Origin of the sequence: Streptomyces venezuelae (assembly GCF_008642275.1) — a bacterium.
Classification (GTDB): domain Bacteria; phylum Actinomycetota; class Actinomycetes; order Streptomycetales; family Streptomycetaceae; genus Streptomyces; species Streptomyces venezuelae_E.
This window is the reverse complement of the sequence record NZ_CP029189.1, coordinates 4,155,131-4,171,284: the sequence shown is the minus strand read 5'-3', so window position 1 is coordinate 4,171,284 and position 16,154 is coordinate 4,155,131. Positions and strand designations below refer to the sequence as shown.

General features: G+C 72.3%; 12 protein-coding genes and 1 pseudogene. 4 read left to right on the top strand and 9 right to left on the bottom strand.

Features of this window, described 5'->3' with window-relative positions; genetic code table 11:
• Positions 1 to 31: 31 nt before the first annotated feature.
• From mrdA to DEJ51_RS18415, 3 genes and pseudogenes are all read right to left on the bottom strand, one after another.
• Positions 32 to 2,110, bottom strand: a pseudogene (mrdA, locus tag DEJ51_RS18425) (penicillin-binding protein 2); the annotation flags it as partial.
• Between the two features lie 223 nt (positions 2,111 to 2,333).
• Positions 2,334 to 3,791, bottom strand: a complete 1,458-nt coding sequence (locus DEJ51_RS18420) for an aldehyde dehydrogenase family protein (RefSeq protein ID WP_150258574.1) — start codon at positions 3,789 to 3,791, stop codon at positions 2,334 to 2,336.
• Between the two features lie 89 nt (positions 3,792 to 3,880).
• The gene (locus tag DEJ51_RS18415) at positions 3,881 to 4,759 is read right to left on the bottom strand and encodes a helix-turn-helix domain-containing protein (protein ID WP_150258573.1); all 879 of its coding nucleotides are present in this window, start codon (positions 4,757 to 4,759) and stop codon (positions 3,881 to 3,883) included.
• 341 nt (positions 4,760 to 5,100) lie between these two features.
• Between DEJ51_RS18415 and DEJ51_RS18410 the strand changes: the two genes are divergently transcribed.
• The gene (locus DEJ51_RS18410) at positions 5,101 to 5,610 is read left to right on the top strand and encodes an ATP-binding protein (RefSeq protein ID WP_150258572.1); all 510 of its coding nucleotides are present in this window, start codon (positions 5,101 to 5,103) and stop codon (positions 5,608 to 5,610) included.
• A 110-nt stretch (positions 5,611 to 5,720) separates the two neighbouring features.
• Here DEJ51_RS18410 and DEJ51_RS18405 read toward each other — a convergent pair whose 3' ends face one another.
• Complete coding sequence (locus DEJ51_RS18405; RefSeq protein ID WP_030726905.1) at positions 5,721 to 5,966, bottom strand: DUF397 domain-containing protein; 246 nt, start codon at positions 5,964 to 5,966, stop codon at positions 5,721 to 5,723.
• A 244-nt stretch (positions 5,967 to 6,210) separates the two neighbouring features.
• Complete coding sequence (locus tag DEJ51_RS18400) at positions 6,211 to 7,386, bottom strand: DUF2786 domain-containing protein (protein ID WP_150258571.1); 1,176 nt, start codon at positions 7,384 to 7,386, stop codon at positions 6,211 to 6,213.
• 200 nt (positions 7,387 to 7,586) lie between these two features.
• On the opposite strand from DEJ51_RS18400, the gene DEJ51_RS18395 reads away from it, so the two are divergent.
• Positions 7,587 to 9,305, top strand: coding sequence for a bifunctional 3'-5' exonuclease/DNA polymerase (locus tag DEJ51_RS18395; protein ID WP_150258570.1), 1,719 nt, complete (start codon positions 7,587 to 7,589; stop codon positions 9,303 to 9,305).
• Between the two features lie 5 nt (positions 9,306 to 9,310).
• On the opposite strand, the gene DEJ51_RS18390 is transcribed toward DEJ51_RS18395, so the two are convergent.
• The 4 genes from DEJ51_RS18390 to DEJ51_RS18375 all read right to left on the bottom strand — a co-directional run bounded on the left by DEJ51_RS18390 (position 9,311) and on the right by DEJ51_RS18375 (position 13,303).
• Positions 9,311 to 10,564, bottom strand: a complete 1,254-nt coding sequence (locus DEJ51_RS18390) for a hypothetical protein (protein WP_150258569.1) — start codon at positions 10,562 to 10,564, stop codon at positions 9,311 to 9,313.
• Positions 10,565 to 10,627: 63 nt separating this feature from the next.
• Positions 10,628 to 11,131: a SigE family RNA polymerase sigma factor gene (locus tag DEJ51_RS18385; protein WP_150258568.1), complete on the bottom strand. Its 504-nt coding sequence runs from the start codon at positions 11,129 to 11,131 to the stop codon at positions 10,628 to 10,630.
• A 159-nt stretch (positions 11,132 to 11,290) separates the two neighbouring features.
• Entirely contained in the window at positions 11,291 to 11,839 is a 549-nt protein-coding gene (locus tag DEJ51_RS18380; protein WP_150258567.1) for a GNAT family N-acetyltransferase, read from the bottom strand.
• 204 nt (positions 11,840 to 12,043) lie between these two features.
• Entirely contained in the window at positions 12,044 to 13,303 is a 1,260-nt protein-coding gene (locus DEJ51_RS18375) for a serine hydrolase domain-containing protein (protein ID WP_150258566.1), read from the bottom strand.
• Positions 13,304 to 13,445: 142 nt separating this feature from the next.
• On the opposite strand from DEJ51_RS18375, the gene DEJ51_RS18370 reads away from it, so the two are divergent.
• On the top strand, positions 13,446 to 15,038 hold the full coding sequence (locus DEJ51_RS18370) for a PQQ-binding-like beta-propeller repeat protein (protein ID WP_150258565.1): 1,593 nt from the start codon (positions 13,446 to 13,448) through the stop codon (positions 15,036 to 15,038).
• A gap of 26 nt (positions 15,039 to 15,064) precedes the next feature.
• The gene (locus DEJ51_RS18365; RefSeq protein ID WP_150258564.1) at positions 15,065 to 15,910 is read left to right on the top strand and encodes a hypothetical protein; all 846 of its coding nucleotides are present in this window, start codon (positions 15,065 to 15,067) and stop codon (positions 15,908 to 15,910) included.
• Positions 15,911 to 16,154: the final 244 nt, after the last annotated feature.

Sequence of the window (16,154 nt, the reverse complement as noted above, 5' to 3'; positions counted from 1 at the left end):
TCATTGGCGGTCGGGTTGCCGCTCAGTTCCCTTCGATCTGCCCGTCGGGGCGGATCGCCGGCAGCGCGCCGGCGGGCTTCGGGAGCAGGGCCTTGGAGAGGTCCTGCTTGCCCGTCGGGTCGAGCCCGTACATGGCCTCGTAGATGCTGCGGACCGCCGGTCCCGAGGCACCCGAGCCGGTGCCGCCCTGGGAGATCGTCATGACGATCGCGTAGTCCTCGGTGTACGAGGCGAACCACGAGGTCGTCTGCTTGCCCTGGACCTCGGCCGTACCCGTCTTGGCGTGCATCGGGATCTGCTTCTGCGGCCAGCCGCCGAAGCGCCAGGCCGCGCTGCCGTTGGTGGCGACGCCGGCGAGGGCCTCGTCGATGTCGTCGCGGGTCCTGGCGTCCATCGGCAGCCTGCCCTGCTCCTTCGGCGCGATCTCCTGGACCGACTTCCCGTCGGCGCTCACGATCGCCTTGCCGATGCTGGGCTGGTGGATCGTGCCGCCGTTGGCGATGGCCGCGTAGACGGAGGCCATCTGGATCGGGGTGACGAGCGTGTCGCCCTGCCCGATCGAGTAGTTGATGGCGTCACCCTCGCGCATCTGGTTGCCCTGGCGGCAGTTCTCGTAGGCGATCTTCTCGGCGAAGGAGCCGTTCTTCTTGCCGTCGCGGCACCAGGCGTCCTTGTTCGCGTCGAAGAAGTCCTGCTTCCACTTCCGGTCGGGGACCCGGCCCGGGACCTCGTTCGGCAGGTCGATGCCCGTGCGCTTGCCCAGCCCGAACTCGTGGGCGGTCTTGAGGAACCAGTCCTTCGGGTCCTTCCTCGGCTTGATGCCGCCGTCCTTCTTCCACTCCTGGTCCGCGAGCGCGTAGTAGACGGTGTCGCAGGAGACCTCCAGCGCCCGGCCGATGGTGATGTCACCGTGGCCCTGCGACTCGAAGTTCGTGAAGGTCTGGCTGCCGACCGAGTACGAGCTGGGGCAGGGGTAGCGGTTGTTGAACGGGTACCCGGCATTGACCGCGGCCGTCGAGGTGACCACCTTGAAGATGGAGCCCGGTGCCGCCTGGCCCTGGATGGCCCGGTTCAGCAGCGGGTAGTTCGACTCCTTGTCGGTGAGGCCCGCGTAGTCCTTCGCGGAGATGCCGCCCACCCAGGCGTTGGGGTCGTAGGTCGGGTTGGAGGCCATCGCCACGACCCGGCCGGTCTTGGTCTCCATCACCACGACGGCGCCCGAGTCGGCCTCGTAGTTGCGACCGGTGTTCTTGTCGTTGACCTTGCGGGCCTCGACCATCGCGTTGTTCAGCTCACGCTCGGCGACCGCCTGCACGCGGGAGTCGATCGAGGTCACGATGTTCGAGCCGGGCTTCGCCGGGTCGGTCTCGCCCTGGCCGATGACCCGGCCGAGGTTGTCCACCTCGTAGCGGGTGACGCCCGCCTTGCCGCGCAGCTCCTTGTCGTACGTGCGCTCCAGGCCGGAGCGGCCGACCTGGTCGGAACGCAGGTACGGCGAGTCCGACTTCTTCGCCTTGGCGATCTCCTCGTCGGTTACCGGCGAGAGGTAGCCCAGCACCTGGGAGGTGTTGGCCGCGTCCGGGGCCGCGTACCGGCGCAGGGCGGTCGCCTCGGCCGTGATGCCCGGGAAGTCCTCGGGGTGCTCGCGGATCTGCAGGGCCTGCTCGGTGGTGGCCTCGTCGCTGACCGGGATCGGCTGGTAGGGGGAGCCGTTCCAGCAGGGCTGCTTGGTCTTGGAGTCGCAGAGCCGGACCTTGTCGACGACCTCCTGGGGGTCCATGCCCAGCACCCCGGCGAGCCGGGTCAGTACGGACCGGCCCTTGTCCTTCATGGTCAGCAGCTCGGTACGGCTGGCGGAGACCACGAGGTGGGTCGCGTTGTCGGCGAGCGGGACCCCGCGCGAGTCCAGGATCGAACCGCGCACGGCGGGCTGGACCACCTGCTGCACGTGGTTGTTCTTCGCCTCGTCCGTGTACTCCGACCCGTTGCGGATCTGGAGGTACCACAGGCGTCCGCCCAGCGTGAGCAACAGCGAGAAGACCACGATCTGGATGACGACGAGCCGGTTCTGGACCCGAGGGGTCCGGCCGGTCTCCGGTATGTTGCTCAACTCGTTCTCCCCCGGGCGGCTGCCTACGCCCGGCCGAGTCTAGGGGGTGTCTCGTGGGTCGGGTGGGGTCAGGGAGCGGTGCCCGGTACCTGCGATCGCAAGGCGGAGCAGGGAGCCGACGCGGAGCGTCGGCGATCGACGACAACGCGCCGAGCGTGCGTGCCGGACACCGCGAGCCCGGCACGGCCCGCAAGACACCCCCTGGGGGGACGACCCGTGTGAGCTAGAACGGGAAGGCCGTCCGGCCGTGCTGGACGGAGATCCACTTCTGCGTGGTGAAGGCCTCGACCGTGGCCTCGCCGTTCAGCCTGCCCAGACCCGAGGCCTTCTCCCCGCCGAAGGCGGCCAGCGGCTCGTCCCCGATCGTGGAGTCGTTGACGTGCATCATGCCCGTCTCGATCCGCTGGGCGAAGCGGACGCCCCGCTCCACGTCCCGGGTGTGCACGGCGCCGCTCAGCCCGTAGGGGGTCGCGTTGGTCAGGCGTACGGCCTCGTCCTCGCCGTCGAAGACCACCAGCAGGGCCACCGGGCCGAAGATCTCCTGGCTCAGCAGCGGGGAGTCCTCGGGGATCCCGGCGAGCACCGTGGGTTCGACCAGGTTGCCGCGCGTAGACCCCCGTACGAGCGCCTGCGCTCCGGATTCCACGGCCTGGTCCACGAGCGCGGTCAGGGCGTCGGCCTGGAAGGAGTTGATCAGGGGGCCGATGTGGGTGTCGGCCTCGTGCGGGTCGCCCGTCTTGAGGGCCCGCACGCGTGCGGTGAACTTCTCGGTGAACTCCTCGGCGACGGAGGCGTCGACGAGGATCCGGTTGGCGGCCATGCAGACCTGGCCCTGGTAGACGAAGCGGCTGAAGACGGCCGCGTCCACCGCGTAGTCGAGGTCGGCGTCGTCGAGCACGACGAGCGCGCTGTTGCCGCTGAGCTCCAGGACCGTGCGCTTGAAGTGGCGGGCGGCGATCGCCCCGACATGCCGGCCGACCCGGTCCGATCCCGCGAACGAGATGACCTTGGGGACGGGGTGCGTCAGGAGCGCGTCGCCTATCTCGGCGATGTCGGTGACCAGGACGTTCAGCAGGCCGGCCGGCAGCCCGGCGTCCTCGAAGATCTTGGCGATCACGCCGCCGCCCACGACCGGGGCGTTCTGGTTGGGCTTGATGACGACCGCGTTGCCCAGCGCCAGGGCCGGGGCGACCGACTTCAGGGTCACCAGGAAGGGGAAGTTGAACGGGCTGATCACCGTCACGACGCCCACGGGGAGCCGCTGGACGCGGTTCTCCTTGCCTTCGACCGGCGAGGGCAGGATCCGCCCCTCGGGCCGGACGGCGAGCTGGAGGGACTCGCGGATGAACTCCATCGCGAGGTGGACCTCGTACTCGGCCTTGGGACGCGTCCCGCCGAGCTCGTCGATCATCGCCTCGACGATCTCCTTCTGGCGCTCCTCGGTGATCCGCAGGGCGCGCTCCAGGACGGAACGTCTGATGTAGGGGCTGGTGGCGGCCCACTCGCGCTGGGCGCGTTCGGCGCCGCGGTAGGCCTGGTCCACCTGCTCGACGGTGGCCACCGTGATGGCCGCGAGCTTCTCCCCGTTGAAGGGGTTGACGTCGATGATGTCCCACGAACCGGTACCGGCCAGCCATTCGCCGTCGATGTACTGGTGAGCCAGGTCGCTGAATATGGACATGCCATCCCTTACTGCGAGCGCGCACCCTTGCGCTGCACCGGAGACCGATCGGTCATCATGCACTGATCAGACGTCATACTACGTGCGAATCAAGACAGTTGGAGCAGGCCGCGAAGAAGATCCCGGGTCCGTTCCGCGTCGGGGCAGTCCGTCTGGAGCCGCTCCATCGCCCTCTCGTACTGCCCCACTTCCTCGCCCTTGTCCAGGTAGAGGGCACTGGTGAGCTGTTCCAGATAGACGATGTCCTGCAGGTCGGACTCGGGGAAGCGCAGCAGGGTGAAGGCTCCGCTCTCGCCCGCGTGGCCGCCGAAGGAGAAGGGCATCACCTGGAGCTGCACGTTGGGCCGCTGCGAGACCTCGATGAGGTGTTCCAGCTGACCGCGCATGACCTCGCGGTCGCCGTACGGGCGGCGCAGGGCGGCCTCGTCGAGTACGGCGTGGAAGACGGGGGCGTTCTCGGAGACGAGGACCTTCTGGCGCTCCAGGCGCAGGGCGACTCGGCGGTCGATCTCGGCGGAGGTGGCGCCGGGCATGCCGCGGCTGACGACGGCGTGGGCGTACGCCTCGGTCTGCAGCAGACCGTGGACGAACTGGACCTCATAGATCCGGATGAGCGACGCGGCGCCCTCCAGGCCGATGTAGGTCTGGAACCATCCGGGCAGCACGTCGCCGTAACTGTGCCACCAGCCGGTGGCGTTGGCCTCGCGGACCAGCCCGAGCAGCGACTCGCGCTCCGTGCTGTCCGTGACTCCGTAGAGCGTGAGGAGGTCCTCGACGTCTCTGGCCTTGAAGCTCACCCTTCCCAACTCCAAGCGGCTGATCTTCGATTCGGATGCGCGGATCGAGTAGCCGGCCGCCTCACGGGTGATGCCGCGGGATTCTCGGAGTCGCCTGAGCTGGGAGCCCAGGAGGATGCGGCGCACCACAGAACCGCTTGCTTCTGCGGTCACTAGTACTGCCCTCCCCATCGCATTGGCGTGCGCGTGGTGTGCGCGAGCGTCTCGGGGCCCCCGTACCCCAGGGGCCGCAGTCTGCCACCAAAACGCATCGGGCCGTACTCGTTCTGTAACGGAATCCCGTCTCGGGGAAAAGAAGTCCGTAAGCATGCGTAGGAAGAAATGAGTCAGAACCGTCACGGGAGTGGACAGGTCCGGCGCGTGCACGTGCATCTGCCCTTGCATCCGGCTCCGGCATTCGGAACGATGGTCCCCGCGCACCTGCGTGCTCTTCGCGCCGGCGCCGGACCCACCCCGCAGTTCTTTCTGGACGGAGATGACCGCTCCGCCCGCGAATCCCGGGAGTGCCTCGCATGGGGACGAATGGATCGACCATGCTCGAGCCGTTACGGCAGGGGCTGCCCCCGGTCGACCCCACGGCTGTCTCCGGGTCCGCCTCCTGCGCTCTGCCGGCCCGCTACGACGCGGTGCGCGGAGCCCGCTCCTTCTGTCGTTCGACCCTGTCCCAGTGGGGCCTCGACGACCGCTTCGACGACGTGGCCCTGGTCGTCTCCGAGCTCGTCACCAACGCGCTGCGCCATGCCCTGCCCGAGGATGCGCGGGGGGCGGACGCCGAGCCGGAGCCTCCGGTACGGCTGCACCTGATGCGGTGGAGCACGCGGCTGGTGTGCGCGGTGCGGGACCCCAGCGAGGACCGGCCCGGCGGGGCGTTCTCGCCGGAGCGCACCGAGGAGAACTTCGACCTGGAGTCCGGGCGCGGGCTGTTCCTGGTGGACTCGTACAGCGACAGCTGGGGCTGGCACCCGCTCGCGGGCCGGCTGACCGGCAAGGTGGTCTGGGCGCTCTTCCTGCTGCAGGAGTGAAGCGCCGGCAGCCGCCGCTCAGGGGCGAGAACACGACAACTGGCCGGGACCGATCATTGCGATCGGTCCCGGCCAGTGCACGTGCATGGCGCGATGGGTGCGCTGTTCCGTCAGCTGATCAGGTGATCGAACTCGCCGTCCTTGACGCCCAGGAGCAGAGCCTCGATCTCGGCAGGGGTGTAGACGAGCGCCGGTCCGTCGGGAAAGCGCGAATTGCGCATGGCGACATCGCCTCCCGGCAGCCGTGCGAACTCCACGCAGGAACCCTGCGAGTTGCTGTGTCTGCTCTTCTGCCACGTCAGCTCAAACAAGGTAGCGAGTTCTGCAGCCGCCATCCCGTTGTACGCGTGGTCCACAGGAAGCCCCCGATAGCAGATGTCAACTCCTCCGGATCATAGCTGTGTTCATGAGCGGCTGCACGGGCAGATGCACGTGCACGCGGGGTGGTCCGTTGATCACTTACAGGTCCCTACTCGGAAGTAGGGCCTCGGACGCCTCAGCCGGCCGGTACGGGAGCCACGTGGGGGGCGGCCCGCTTTCGGGTTCTTCCGTACGAAAGGTGAGACGCCCGTACGCCGCGATGCGTTCCACCCCGGCCCCTCAGGGCAGCGGCTTCCTCCTGCCGCCCATGTGGGCGCGGTCTGCGGCGGCCGTGCCGTCCTCCCAGCCCGCGTGGTCGGTGGCGCCGCGCAGCCGGGTCGTCGTGGTCCGGGGGAACATCTCCTCCGCCCGCGAGGTGACCGCCACGTCACGGGCCAGCAGGGCCGGCAGGTTGCCCGGAACCTCCGTCGCGGTCTGCTCGGCGGTCTCGGCGAGCCGGTGGCCGAGCCGGCTGGCGTAGGCGAGCAGGAAGGACTGCCTGAAGGTCTTCGTCCGCTTGCGCCCGCCGGAACGCTGGGCGGCCTCCGCGCGGGTCATCGCCGCCGTGCCCTGCACGAGCAGCGAGGTGTAGAGCAGCTCCACCGCCTCCAGATCGCTCTCGAAGCCGACCACCGTGGAGAACTCGAAGCCGCTGTTCCACACCGCCCGGCAGCGGTTGGCGCCGGCCACCGCGTCGAGCAGCACCGCCTTCGCCTCCTCGTACGGCGGCTCGACACCGATCCGGCAGGCACCGGGCACCTGCGCCGGGCCCTTGCCGCCGGCCGCCAGCAGCGCCTCGTCCACGGTGTGCCGGGCCATCAGCTCCTGGGCCTTGGCGCTGAGCGCCTCCGCCTCCTCCGGGAAGGTCGTCGCCTCGGCCTTGGCGAGCAGGGCCCGGATCCGGCCCAGCATGCGCGGCTCGATGTGGGCGTGCTCGGCGAGTGCGTCGGCCGGGTCGCCGGGCACCGGACCCACCGGCTCGATCGAGGGCAGCCGGATCAGCAGCCGCAGCACCTCCAGGAAGGCGGTGGCCAGCGTGAACCGGTCGGCGCGCTCCCGCTGCGCGAGCCGGTCGGCGTACTCCTCGTCGCCCTTCCACCACACCTCGGCGGCGCCCCAGCGGGCCGGGAGCCGGGCGTAGCGGCGGGCCTCGGCGGCGATCAGGTCCCCGGTGATCCGCAGGTGCCGCTCGTCGAGGTCGCGGCGGACCAGCCGCAGCACGTCGGCCGGCTGCCAGCCCCGCTCCCAGCCCTGGCGTACGTACGTCTCCCCGCGCGCCAGCAGCTCCCGCCCGACCGCGGGCCAGCCGCCCGGGTCCGCGACGAGCAGCGAGGCGCCGGTGTCGAGCCCGGCGTCGTCCTGGGCGTAGAGGGCGGCGGCGAAGGCTCGGTCGACGGTCTCGGCAAGGTCTCTCACGCCTCTCAGCTTGGCATGTCCGCCGTCACGTCCTCGCCCCGGCGGTACGCGGCCCGGGACCCGGGCACGGAGCCCCGGGCGTTCGGCCCCGGGCGCGGAGCCCCGATCGTTCGGCACCGGTCGTTGAGCCCCGCCGGCGCCGCGCCCGGCGGACGGCCGCCGCCCGGCCGCTGTCAGACCCCGGTGGGACACTCGCACCCATGAGCGACCGCACTCCCCGGTGGGCCCTCGCCGAGGACGGCGACGGGTGGTGGCACGCCGCGCCCGTACCGCCCGCCGGCGGAGTCCGGATGCGGGTGCGCGACCCCGCCGAGGCGATCCGCGCCGCTCCGCCCGGGACCCGCTGGGTCTGGCGGTCCACCGCTGCCGTGTACCCGCGGCTGCTCGCCTCGGGCGTGCGCGTCGAGCGGTGCCACGACATCGAGGCCGCCGAGCTGCTGCTCCTCGGCCACGAGGGCCGCTTCGGCGAGCCCCGCTCGGCGGCCGCCGCCTGGGCCCGGCTCACCGGCGGCCCCGTACCGCCCGATCCGCGCCCGCGTGCCGCCGACCCCCGCGCCCAGGACTCCCTCTTCGACCCGCGGCCCACCACCGCCGTCCCCCTGGACGCCCTGATCGCCGTCCACGCCGACCAGGCGGCGCGGCTCGACGCCACGGGCCATCCCGACCGGATGCGGCTGCTCACCGCCGCCGAGTCGGCGGCCTTCCTCGTCGCCGCCGAGATGAACCGTGCGGGCCTGCCCTGGCGGGCCGACGTGCACCGTGCCCTGCTGACCGAGCTGCTGGGCGAGCGGTACGCGGGCGGCGGGGAGCCCCGGCGCCTCGCCGAGCTCGCCGACCAGGTGTCCGCCGCCTTCGGCAGACGCGTGCGCCCCGACCTGCCCGCCGACGTCGTCAAGGCCTTCGCCGGGGCCGGGATCAAGCTGAAGTCCACCCGCCGCTGGGAGATCCAGGAGCTGGACCATCCCGCCGTCGAGCCGCTGATCGAGTACAAGAAGCTCTACCGGATCTACACCGCCCACGGCTGGGCCTGGCTCGCGGACTGGGTCCGCGACGGCCGCTTCCGCCCGGAGTTCATCCCCGGCGGCACCCTCACCGGCCGCTGGGTCACCAACGGCGGCGGGGCCCTGCAGATCCCCAGGGTCATCCGCCGGGCCGTGGTCGCCGACCCCGGCTGGCGGCTCGTCGTCGCCGACGCCGACCAGATGGAGCCGCGCGTCCTCGCCGCGATCTCCCGCGACCCCGCCTTCATGGAGGTCGCCGGAGAGGCCTCGGACCTCTACACCGCCGTCTCCCGGCAGGGCTTCTCGGGCGACCGGGACAAGGCCAAGATCGCCGTGCTCGGCGCCGTCTACGGCCAGACCTCCGGGGACGGCCTGAAGAACCTGGCCGCGCTCCGCCGCCGCTTCCCCCGGGCCGTCGCCTACGTGGACGACGCGGCGAAGGCCGGGGAGGAGGGCCGGCTCGTACGGACCTGGCTGGGCCGTACCTGCCCGCCGCCCGCCGGCTCCGGCGAGGGGGACGAGGCCGGTGACGGCGGCGTCGACCCCGGCGAGGGGTACGGGGAGGGCGGAGCCGGGACCCCGCAGGACCGGGACGACGGCTGGACCCCGAGCTACGCCTCCACCAACACCCGGGCCCGTGGCCGGTTCACCCGTAACTTCGTCGTCCAGGGCAGCGCTGCCGACTGGGCCCTGCTGCTGCTCGCGGCCCTGCGGCAGTCGACCGCCGCGATGCGGGCCGAGCTGGTGTTCTTCCAGCACGACGAGGTGATCGTGCACTGCCCGGCCGAGGAGGCCGAGGCCGTCGTGGAGGCGATCCGCGCCGCCGGCGAACGGGCCGGCCGGATCGCCTTCGGCGACACCCCGGTCCGGTTCCCCTTCACGACGGCGGTCGTGGAGTGCTACGCCGACGCGAAGTGAGGGGGTCAGCCGGCGGGCCCTCCCAGCTTCCACTCCGGGGCGAGCGCGATCTGCCGCAGCTGCGCCATCGTCAGCGCGGGTGAAGGGCGGGTGGCCGGGCCGTTCTGGTCCGCCGTGCCGAAGGCGGTGATCAGGACGCGCAGCCCGTCCGTGCGCAGGGTGTCGACCTTCCACTGGGTCACGCTCCGGTTCTTCTCGCCGGGCCCCTGCGTGACCTTGACCCTCGTACCGTCGGACTCCGTGGTGACGGCGGGGCTCCCCGAGAAGCCCGGCGGGTCCGCGTTCGGCTGGACGTTGATCTGGACCAGGGACTTGCCCTTGCCGTCGTCGAGCACGACGTAGCCGTACGTCCCCTGCCCGCCCTTGGAGACGATCGGGACGGTGATCCCGAACCGGTTCATCAGCTGCTCCAGGGCGTCCACGGCCTTGCGGTCCCGCAGCGCGATCGAATCCGGCCCGGGCGCCGGTTCGGCCTCGGCTGCCGGCAGGGCGTTCAGGGCCGCGTGCCACGTGGCCGAGGTGACCAGGCCCTTCAGCTGCGCCATCGTCAGGGGCGGGTCGGTCCGGGAGACGGGCACGCCCTTGTCGGCCGCGGCGTTCCACTCGGACGCGTCGACCAGGTAGCCCTCCACGGTCACGAGCACGGCCCGCCAGACCTTGGTGTCCGCCCGGCGGTCCGAGTACTCGTACCCCTGGTGGAGCAGCAGCCTGGAGCCGTCCGGCAGTTGCTCGGTCCGGCAGTCGTCGTGCGGGTGCACGTTCTTGTCCTCGCACTCGGTCTGCGCGCGGGACTGACTGCCGAACGGGTCCACGCGCTGGAGGCCGAGGGAGAGGGCCGCCGGGCCCTTCCCGTCGTCGTACACGGCGCCCACCCGCGGGCCCAGCTCGTCGTCCGTGCCCCGCGCCGTGGTGCCGGTGAGCTGCCCGCCCGGCAGGAGCGACCTCAGGTTGGCGATCATCTGGCCGGCGGTGACCACGCCGGTGCCGCTGTGCCGCCCGTTGCCCGTCGGGGTCGGCGGCGGCGCCGCGGCATGGGCGGCGCCCCCGGCCCCGGAGGCGCCGAACAGGCCGCCGGAGTAGGCCCCGGCCGTCGCGGCCAGGACGAGCGCCAGCACGGATCCGCCGGCCACGGCGGCGCGGCGGCGCGCCACGCGTCGCCGGCCGCGCTCCTCCCCCGCGTCCGCGAGGGCCCCGGGGTCGGGGGTGAAGCCCTCCCCCGTACGCCGGAGGGCTTCGGCGAGTTCGTCTTCGATGGACACAGGAACCAGGCCTTCCGTCAGCCGGGGAGAGGGAGCAGGGGTGGGAGGGAGGGACCGGCGGTCTCAGAGGTCGGCGAAGGCGGCGAGGCTCCCGCCCAGCTGCTCCCGCAGCCGGGCGAGCGCCGCCGAGGTCCGGGTTCGGACCGCCGCCGGGGAGACGTTCATCGCGTCGGCGGTCTCCTCGACGCTGCGGCCCTCCCAGTAGCGCAGCACCAGCACCGCCCGGTCCCTGGGCGCCAGCCGGCCCAGCGCCTCAAGCAGCGCCGGATCCCCCGGGCCCGGGGCGGGTGCGCCGCGGCCGGGGTGCTCCCGGGCCTGCCGCTCCCCCGCGGGACGGGGGCGGCGGCGCGTGAGGAAGACCCGGACCAGCACCGTCTGGGCGTAGGCCGCCGGATCGTCGATCCGGGAGATCCGGCCCCACCGCTGGTACATCCGCCCCAGGGTCTCCTGCACCAGGCCCTCCGCGTGGCCGGTGTCCCCGCCCACGAGCAGGCATGCCGACCGGTACAGATGGCCCGATCGTTCCGCTGCGAACTCACGGAACCCGTCCCTGCGCCCCAGGCGCATGCCCTCCCCCTCGCGTCCGTCTCCCCCTCTGTGACGCGAGGGCGGCGGAGAATGTTTCACCCTCGGCCCGCCGTTCCCGTCACCGTGCCCGTCGCCGTGCCCGTCACCGTGCCCGTCGCCGTGGCCTTCGGTGCTCATCGGCGACGTCCCGCGGGCCGGTCAGCCCAGGTCGTGGAAGTACACGTGGAACTCCTCGCGGACGAAGCCCTCCGCCTCGTACAGCCCCTGCGCGACGGTGTTGTCGTAGGCGGTCTCCAGCTGCACTCCGGACACCCCGGCCTCGCGGGCCCGGCGCAGGACCTCGCGCAGCAGCGCACGGCCCGCCCCGGTGCGGCGGCCGGCCGGGGCGACGTAGAGGTCGTTGAGGACCCAGGCGGTGCGCAGGGAGAGGGAGGAGAACCCGCGGTAGACCTGCGCGAAGCCGACCGTTCCGGCTTCCGGGACGTCGGCGAGCAGGACCAGCGACTCGTCCTTGGCGATCCGCTCCGCCAGGAAGGCCCGGGGGGCGTCCGGGTCCTCGATGTCCACCTCGTAGAAGTCGAGGTAGCCGCGGAACAGCACGGTCGCCGCGTCGACGTCCGCCTCGCCGGCCGCCCGGACCGTGACCGCTGAAGAGGAGGCTGAGGCGGAGGCTGAGGCTGAGGCGGAGGCTGGGGCGGAGTCCTCCGCCGTGGCTCGGCCGTCCCGCTGTGCTGCCTGACCGTTCATGTGCGTCTCCCTCGGGGGTGGTTCGCGCGCCGCGGACCGATGGTCGGTGGAGGGCGCCGATCCGTTCCGGACCCCCGGCGCCCCCGACTCCCTACGCTACGGCCGGAGTCGGCCGTGGCGAAGCCGCGGGCGCGCACACGGCGGCGGGCCCCGGGACCGAGGTCCCGGGGCCCGCCGCAGGGACGCGGTGCCGGCCCGGCCCGCTCACGGGGTCGGCTGGGCTGGGAGCGTGTAGACCCGTGCGGGGGTCACGATCTTGGTGATCGCCTCGCCGAAGAGGGTGCTGGGCTCCTGGCCCTGGTACCCGATGTCCGTGTTGAGCAGGACGACCAGCGTGGCTTTCGCCTCGGGCAGGTAGAGGACGAGCGATCCGTAGCCCGGCAGTGAGCCGTTGTGCCCGATCCAGCCCTGGACGTTGAAGATGCCGAGGCCGTAGCCGGTGCCCGGGAGGGCGTCGACCACGTCGAGGCGCTGGGCCTGGGTGGCGGGGGTCAGCAGGGTGCCGGTCGCCAGGGTCTTCGCCCAGCTGCGCATGTCGGGGAGGTCGGAGATCATCGCGCCGGCCGCCCAGCCCCAGGAGGGGTTCCAGTCGGTGGAGTTCTCGACCTTTCCGGTGGCCGTCTGGTTCGTGTAGCCCTGGGCGTGCGGACTGGGGAACTCCGGGCCCGTGGGGAACAACGTGTGCTTCAGCCCGGCCGGTTCGACGACCTCCCGGTCGATGAACCGGTCGAGGGGGACGCCGCTGACCTTCTCCACCACCAGCCCGAGCAGGATCAGGTTGGTGTTGCAGTAGTAGAACTCGGCGTTGGGCTCGAAGAGCACCGGGTGCTTGAAGGAGTAGCCGAGCAGTTCCTGCGGGGTGAAGGGCCGTTCGGGATTGCTGGTCAGCGCCTTGTAGAAGTCCTCGTCCGCCGAGTAGTTGAACAGGCCGCTGCGCATCCCGGCCAGCTCGCGCAGGGTGATCCGGTCGCCGTTGGGCACACCGTCGACGTACTTGCCGATCGGATCGTCCAGGCCGACCTTCCCCTCGTCGACCAGCTCCAGCAGGGCGGTCACCGCGAAGGTCTTGGTCACGCTGCCGATCCGCATGTTCAGGTTCGGGGTCATCGGCGCGCCCGTGGCCTTGTCGGCGACGCCGAAGGACCGTACGTACTCCCCCTTGCCGGGGGCCGACACGGACACGATCACGCCGGGGATCTTCGCCTCCGCGAGGACCTTCTTTATCGCGGCGTCCAGTTGCCGGGTGACGGCGGGGGTCAGCTGCGTGAACCCGTCCGAGGCGGGCGTCGGGATCGGCGCGGGGACCGTCGCGGCCGGCACGGACACCGTGTGCACCGCCGCATCCCCTGCGTGATCCCCCGCGTGCACCGCACCCGCCCCCGCGCCCACGGGCCCCACCACGAGTCCCACCACGAGCCCCATCGCCACGACGGTCAGGGCCGCACTGCGCCAGTGTGTCGCCATGCCCGGCCTCCTCACCCGCCAAGCCGCGGAACGCTCATTCCACGCTAGACCTGGGCAACCGGGCGGGCGACCGGAGGTGCGGGCGGCGAGTTCGTCCAAAAATCTATTCTAGAAATATCTCCGGATCGGCAAGACTGCCCCCATGACCGGTCGCACCTCCGGGCCCCCGCCGGAACCCGACGCGCGGCGCACCGACGGCTTCGGCCCGCCGCCCGCCCCGTTCGCACCGACCGCCCCGTTCGCACCGCCCGCCCCGCCCGCGTCGTTCGCGCCCGGCACCCCGCGGTCCGGCGGCCGGCCGCGGGCGCTGCGGCCCGTGCCCGCCGCCGGGGCCGTCGCGGCGCTGCTCGCCGTCCTGGTCCTGATCGGCGGCGGCGCCTACCGCCTCACGGTCCGCGGCGGGCCCGCGCAGCCCCTGGCCGGGCCCTCCGGTTCGCCCTCGATCGACCGGGGCGACGGCAAGGGCCCCGGCGGGGGACCCGACACCTACGACCCCAACGCCGGGATCCGGGAGGGCGAGGCCCGGGTCTGGCTGCGCGACAACCAGGCCGAGGTGGCCGGTGCGGGCGCCTCGCAGTACGGCCCCTGGCGGGTGGGCGGCACCGTGGTCGGCGCGATCCCGACCGGTCTCACCGGCTACGCGGTGGCCGACGGACAGGAGAAGTGGAAGCTTCCGCTCCAGACTCCGCTGTGCGGGGTCCCGCGGGCCCCGTCCGCCGACGGCAAACTCGTCGTGGGCGTGAAGGAGACCACGTCACAGACCTCGCACTGCACCCACCTCCAGCAGATCGACCTCGCCACGGGGAAGGCGGGCTGGAAGATCCCGCTGCCGCAGGAGAACAAGCAGGACACCTCGCTGCAGTTCGAGCTGACGATCAGCGGTGACACCGTGGTCGTCGCCCGGTCGGCCGTCATGAGCGGCTTCTCGGTCACCGACGGCCGCAAGCTCTTCGGTACGTCGAGCCCGAACGGCTGCTACCCGTACGGCTTCGCCGGGGGCTCGCGGCTGATCGGCCTCCGGCAGTGCCCCGACCCGAAGGACGCCCTCGTCCGCGGGCAGTCGATGGTCGAGGAGCTGGATCCGGCCACCGGCGGGGCACGGTGGAGCTACAAGTACGCCCAGGACTGGACGGTGGGCCGGGTGCTGTCCGTCGACCCGCTGGTGATCACGGCGCACCACAAGGACAAGAAGACCTGGAACATCACCGCGTTCGCCGCCGACGGTACGGTCCGCTCGCAGACCTCCCCCGGCTTCGGGGTCAGCGGGCGGTGCAACGGATTCGGCAACGCCGACGGCTTCCAGGAGTGCTACGCCGCCGCTGTCGACGCCGACACGCTCTACATCGGCGCGGGCAAGCCCGGCACCACCCTCGACACCGACGTCACCGACCAGGTCGTCGCCGTCGACCTGAACACCGGCAAGGAGCGCTGGCGCACCGCCGAGCAGCCCAAGGGGCGCACCATGTGGCCGCTGGCGGTCGAGGAGGGCAGGGTCCTCACGTACGTCACCCCCGGCAGCGGCGAGGCGGCGGCGGTCGTCTCCCTCGCCCCGGCCGACGGGGCCTCGCAGCCGGTCCTGCAGAGCCCGGCCGCGGCCCGCGGCGCCGAGGGCGTCTTCTACCCCCACGGCATCCGCATCGCGTGGTCGGACGGACGGCTGTTCCTGCTCAACGGCCGGGTCTACAGCCCGGAGCCGCGCAAGGCGAGCCGCGCGATCCTGTCCTTCGGCAAGTAGGGCAGGCAGGTACCAGGAGGGGCACCGTGCAGAACCCGTACCACCAGCCGAGCCACCCCGGCGGACCGTACCGGCCGCAGCCCGCGCCGCCGCAGGAGTCCGGCGGCGGGGGCCGGCCCGGCAGAAGACGGCTCGTCGTGGGGACCTGCGCCGTGACCGCCCTGGCGGTCGCCGCGGCCGCGGCCGGCGTCGCACTCGGCGTCCGCGAGAACCGGCACCGTGCGTCGGCGGCCGCGGCGGCGTCGGCGGCCGACCCGACGAGGCCGCTCGTCGCGGGCTGGAAGACCGTGATCAACCCCAAGCACGGCACCGCGTTCGACGTACCGCCGGGGTGGGAGGTCCTGGAGCCCCAGGTCTTCAGCGGCCACGTGGACGACAAGGACTCGGAGAACATCCTGATCGGGCACTCGGCCCCCGCCTTCTACAAGTCCCAGTGGTGCAGCCTCGACGGGAACGGCGACGGCCAGATCACGGACGTCCGGCTCGGCAACGTCGGCACCAAGGGCGCCGGCGGAGCCAAGGACCCCGCCGACATCGCCGTGAAGGAGGCACCGACCTGGGTCTACGCCGCCTACACCCAGCCGGACAAGAGCGTGGTCAAGGCGGACAAGCCGGTGGAGTACACCACGAGGTCGGGGGTCAGGGGGAGTTACGTCAAGGCGCGCTCCTCGGGCGCCCAGCGGCCCAACCGCTGCGCGGGGGACGGCCAGGCGGTCGTCTTCGGCTTCAGGAACTCCCGGGGCGACCTCGTCTCCTGGGACTTCTACGGCCGCACGGGCGTGCCGGGCGCCGTCGACGACGCCCTGATCATGCGCATCCTGAGCACGGTCCGACTGGCGGGCGACCCGAAGGACCCCGGCCCCGGGCCGTGACCGCGGTGCCGGACGCCGCGGGGCAGGCGGGACTTCACGGACACGCCCCACGCCGTCCTCCGCGGCGAGGCCGCCCACGAGTGCCGGCCCGGCCGCCGGGACCGACCGCTGCCGGGTGCAGGTGCCGGTGACCGTCTCGGTGACCGGGCGGTGCGGACCAGGCCCGTGGCGCGGGCCCGGGAGACGTCCGCCGCGTGGACCGCGGCGTGGAAATCCGTACCGGGCGGGGCCCAGACGGGAGCCG

Bases quoted from the DNA above. Each gene is read 5' to 3' on its own strand.
- DEJ51_RS18420 (WP_150258574.1), bottom strand. From the start codon at position 3,791: ATGTCCATATTCAGCGACCTGGCTCACCAGTACATCGACGGCGAATGG.
- DEJ51_RS18415 (WP_150258573.1), bottom strand. From the start codon at position 4,759: ATGGGGAGGGCAGTACTAGTGACCGCAGAAGCAAGCGGTTCTGTGGTG.
- DEJ51_RS18410 (WP_150258572.1), top strand. From the start codon at position 5,101: ATGGGGACGAATGGATCGACCATGCTCGAGCCGTTACGGCAGGGGCTG.
- DEJ51_RS18395 (WP_150258570.1), top strand. From the start codon at position 7,587: ATGAGCGACCGCACTCCCCGGTGGGCCCTCGCCGAGGACGGCGACGGG.
- DEJ51_RS18385 (WP_150258568.1), bottom strand. From the start codon at position 11,131: ATGCGCCTGGGGCGCAGGGACGGGTTCCGTGAGTTCGCAGCGGAACGA.
- DEJ51_RS18380 (WP_150258567.1), bottom strand. From the start codon at position 11,839: ATGAACGGTCAGGCAGCACAGCGGGACGGCCGAGCCACGGCGGAGGAC.
- DEJ51_RS18375 (WP_150258566.1), bottom strand. From the start codon at position 13,303: ATGGCGACACACTGGCGCAGTGCGGCCCTGACCGTCGTGGCGATGGGG.
- DEJ51_RS18370 (WP_150258565.1), top strand. From the start codon at position 13,446: ATGACCGGTCGCACCTCCGGGCCCCCGCCGGAACCCGACGCGCGGCGC.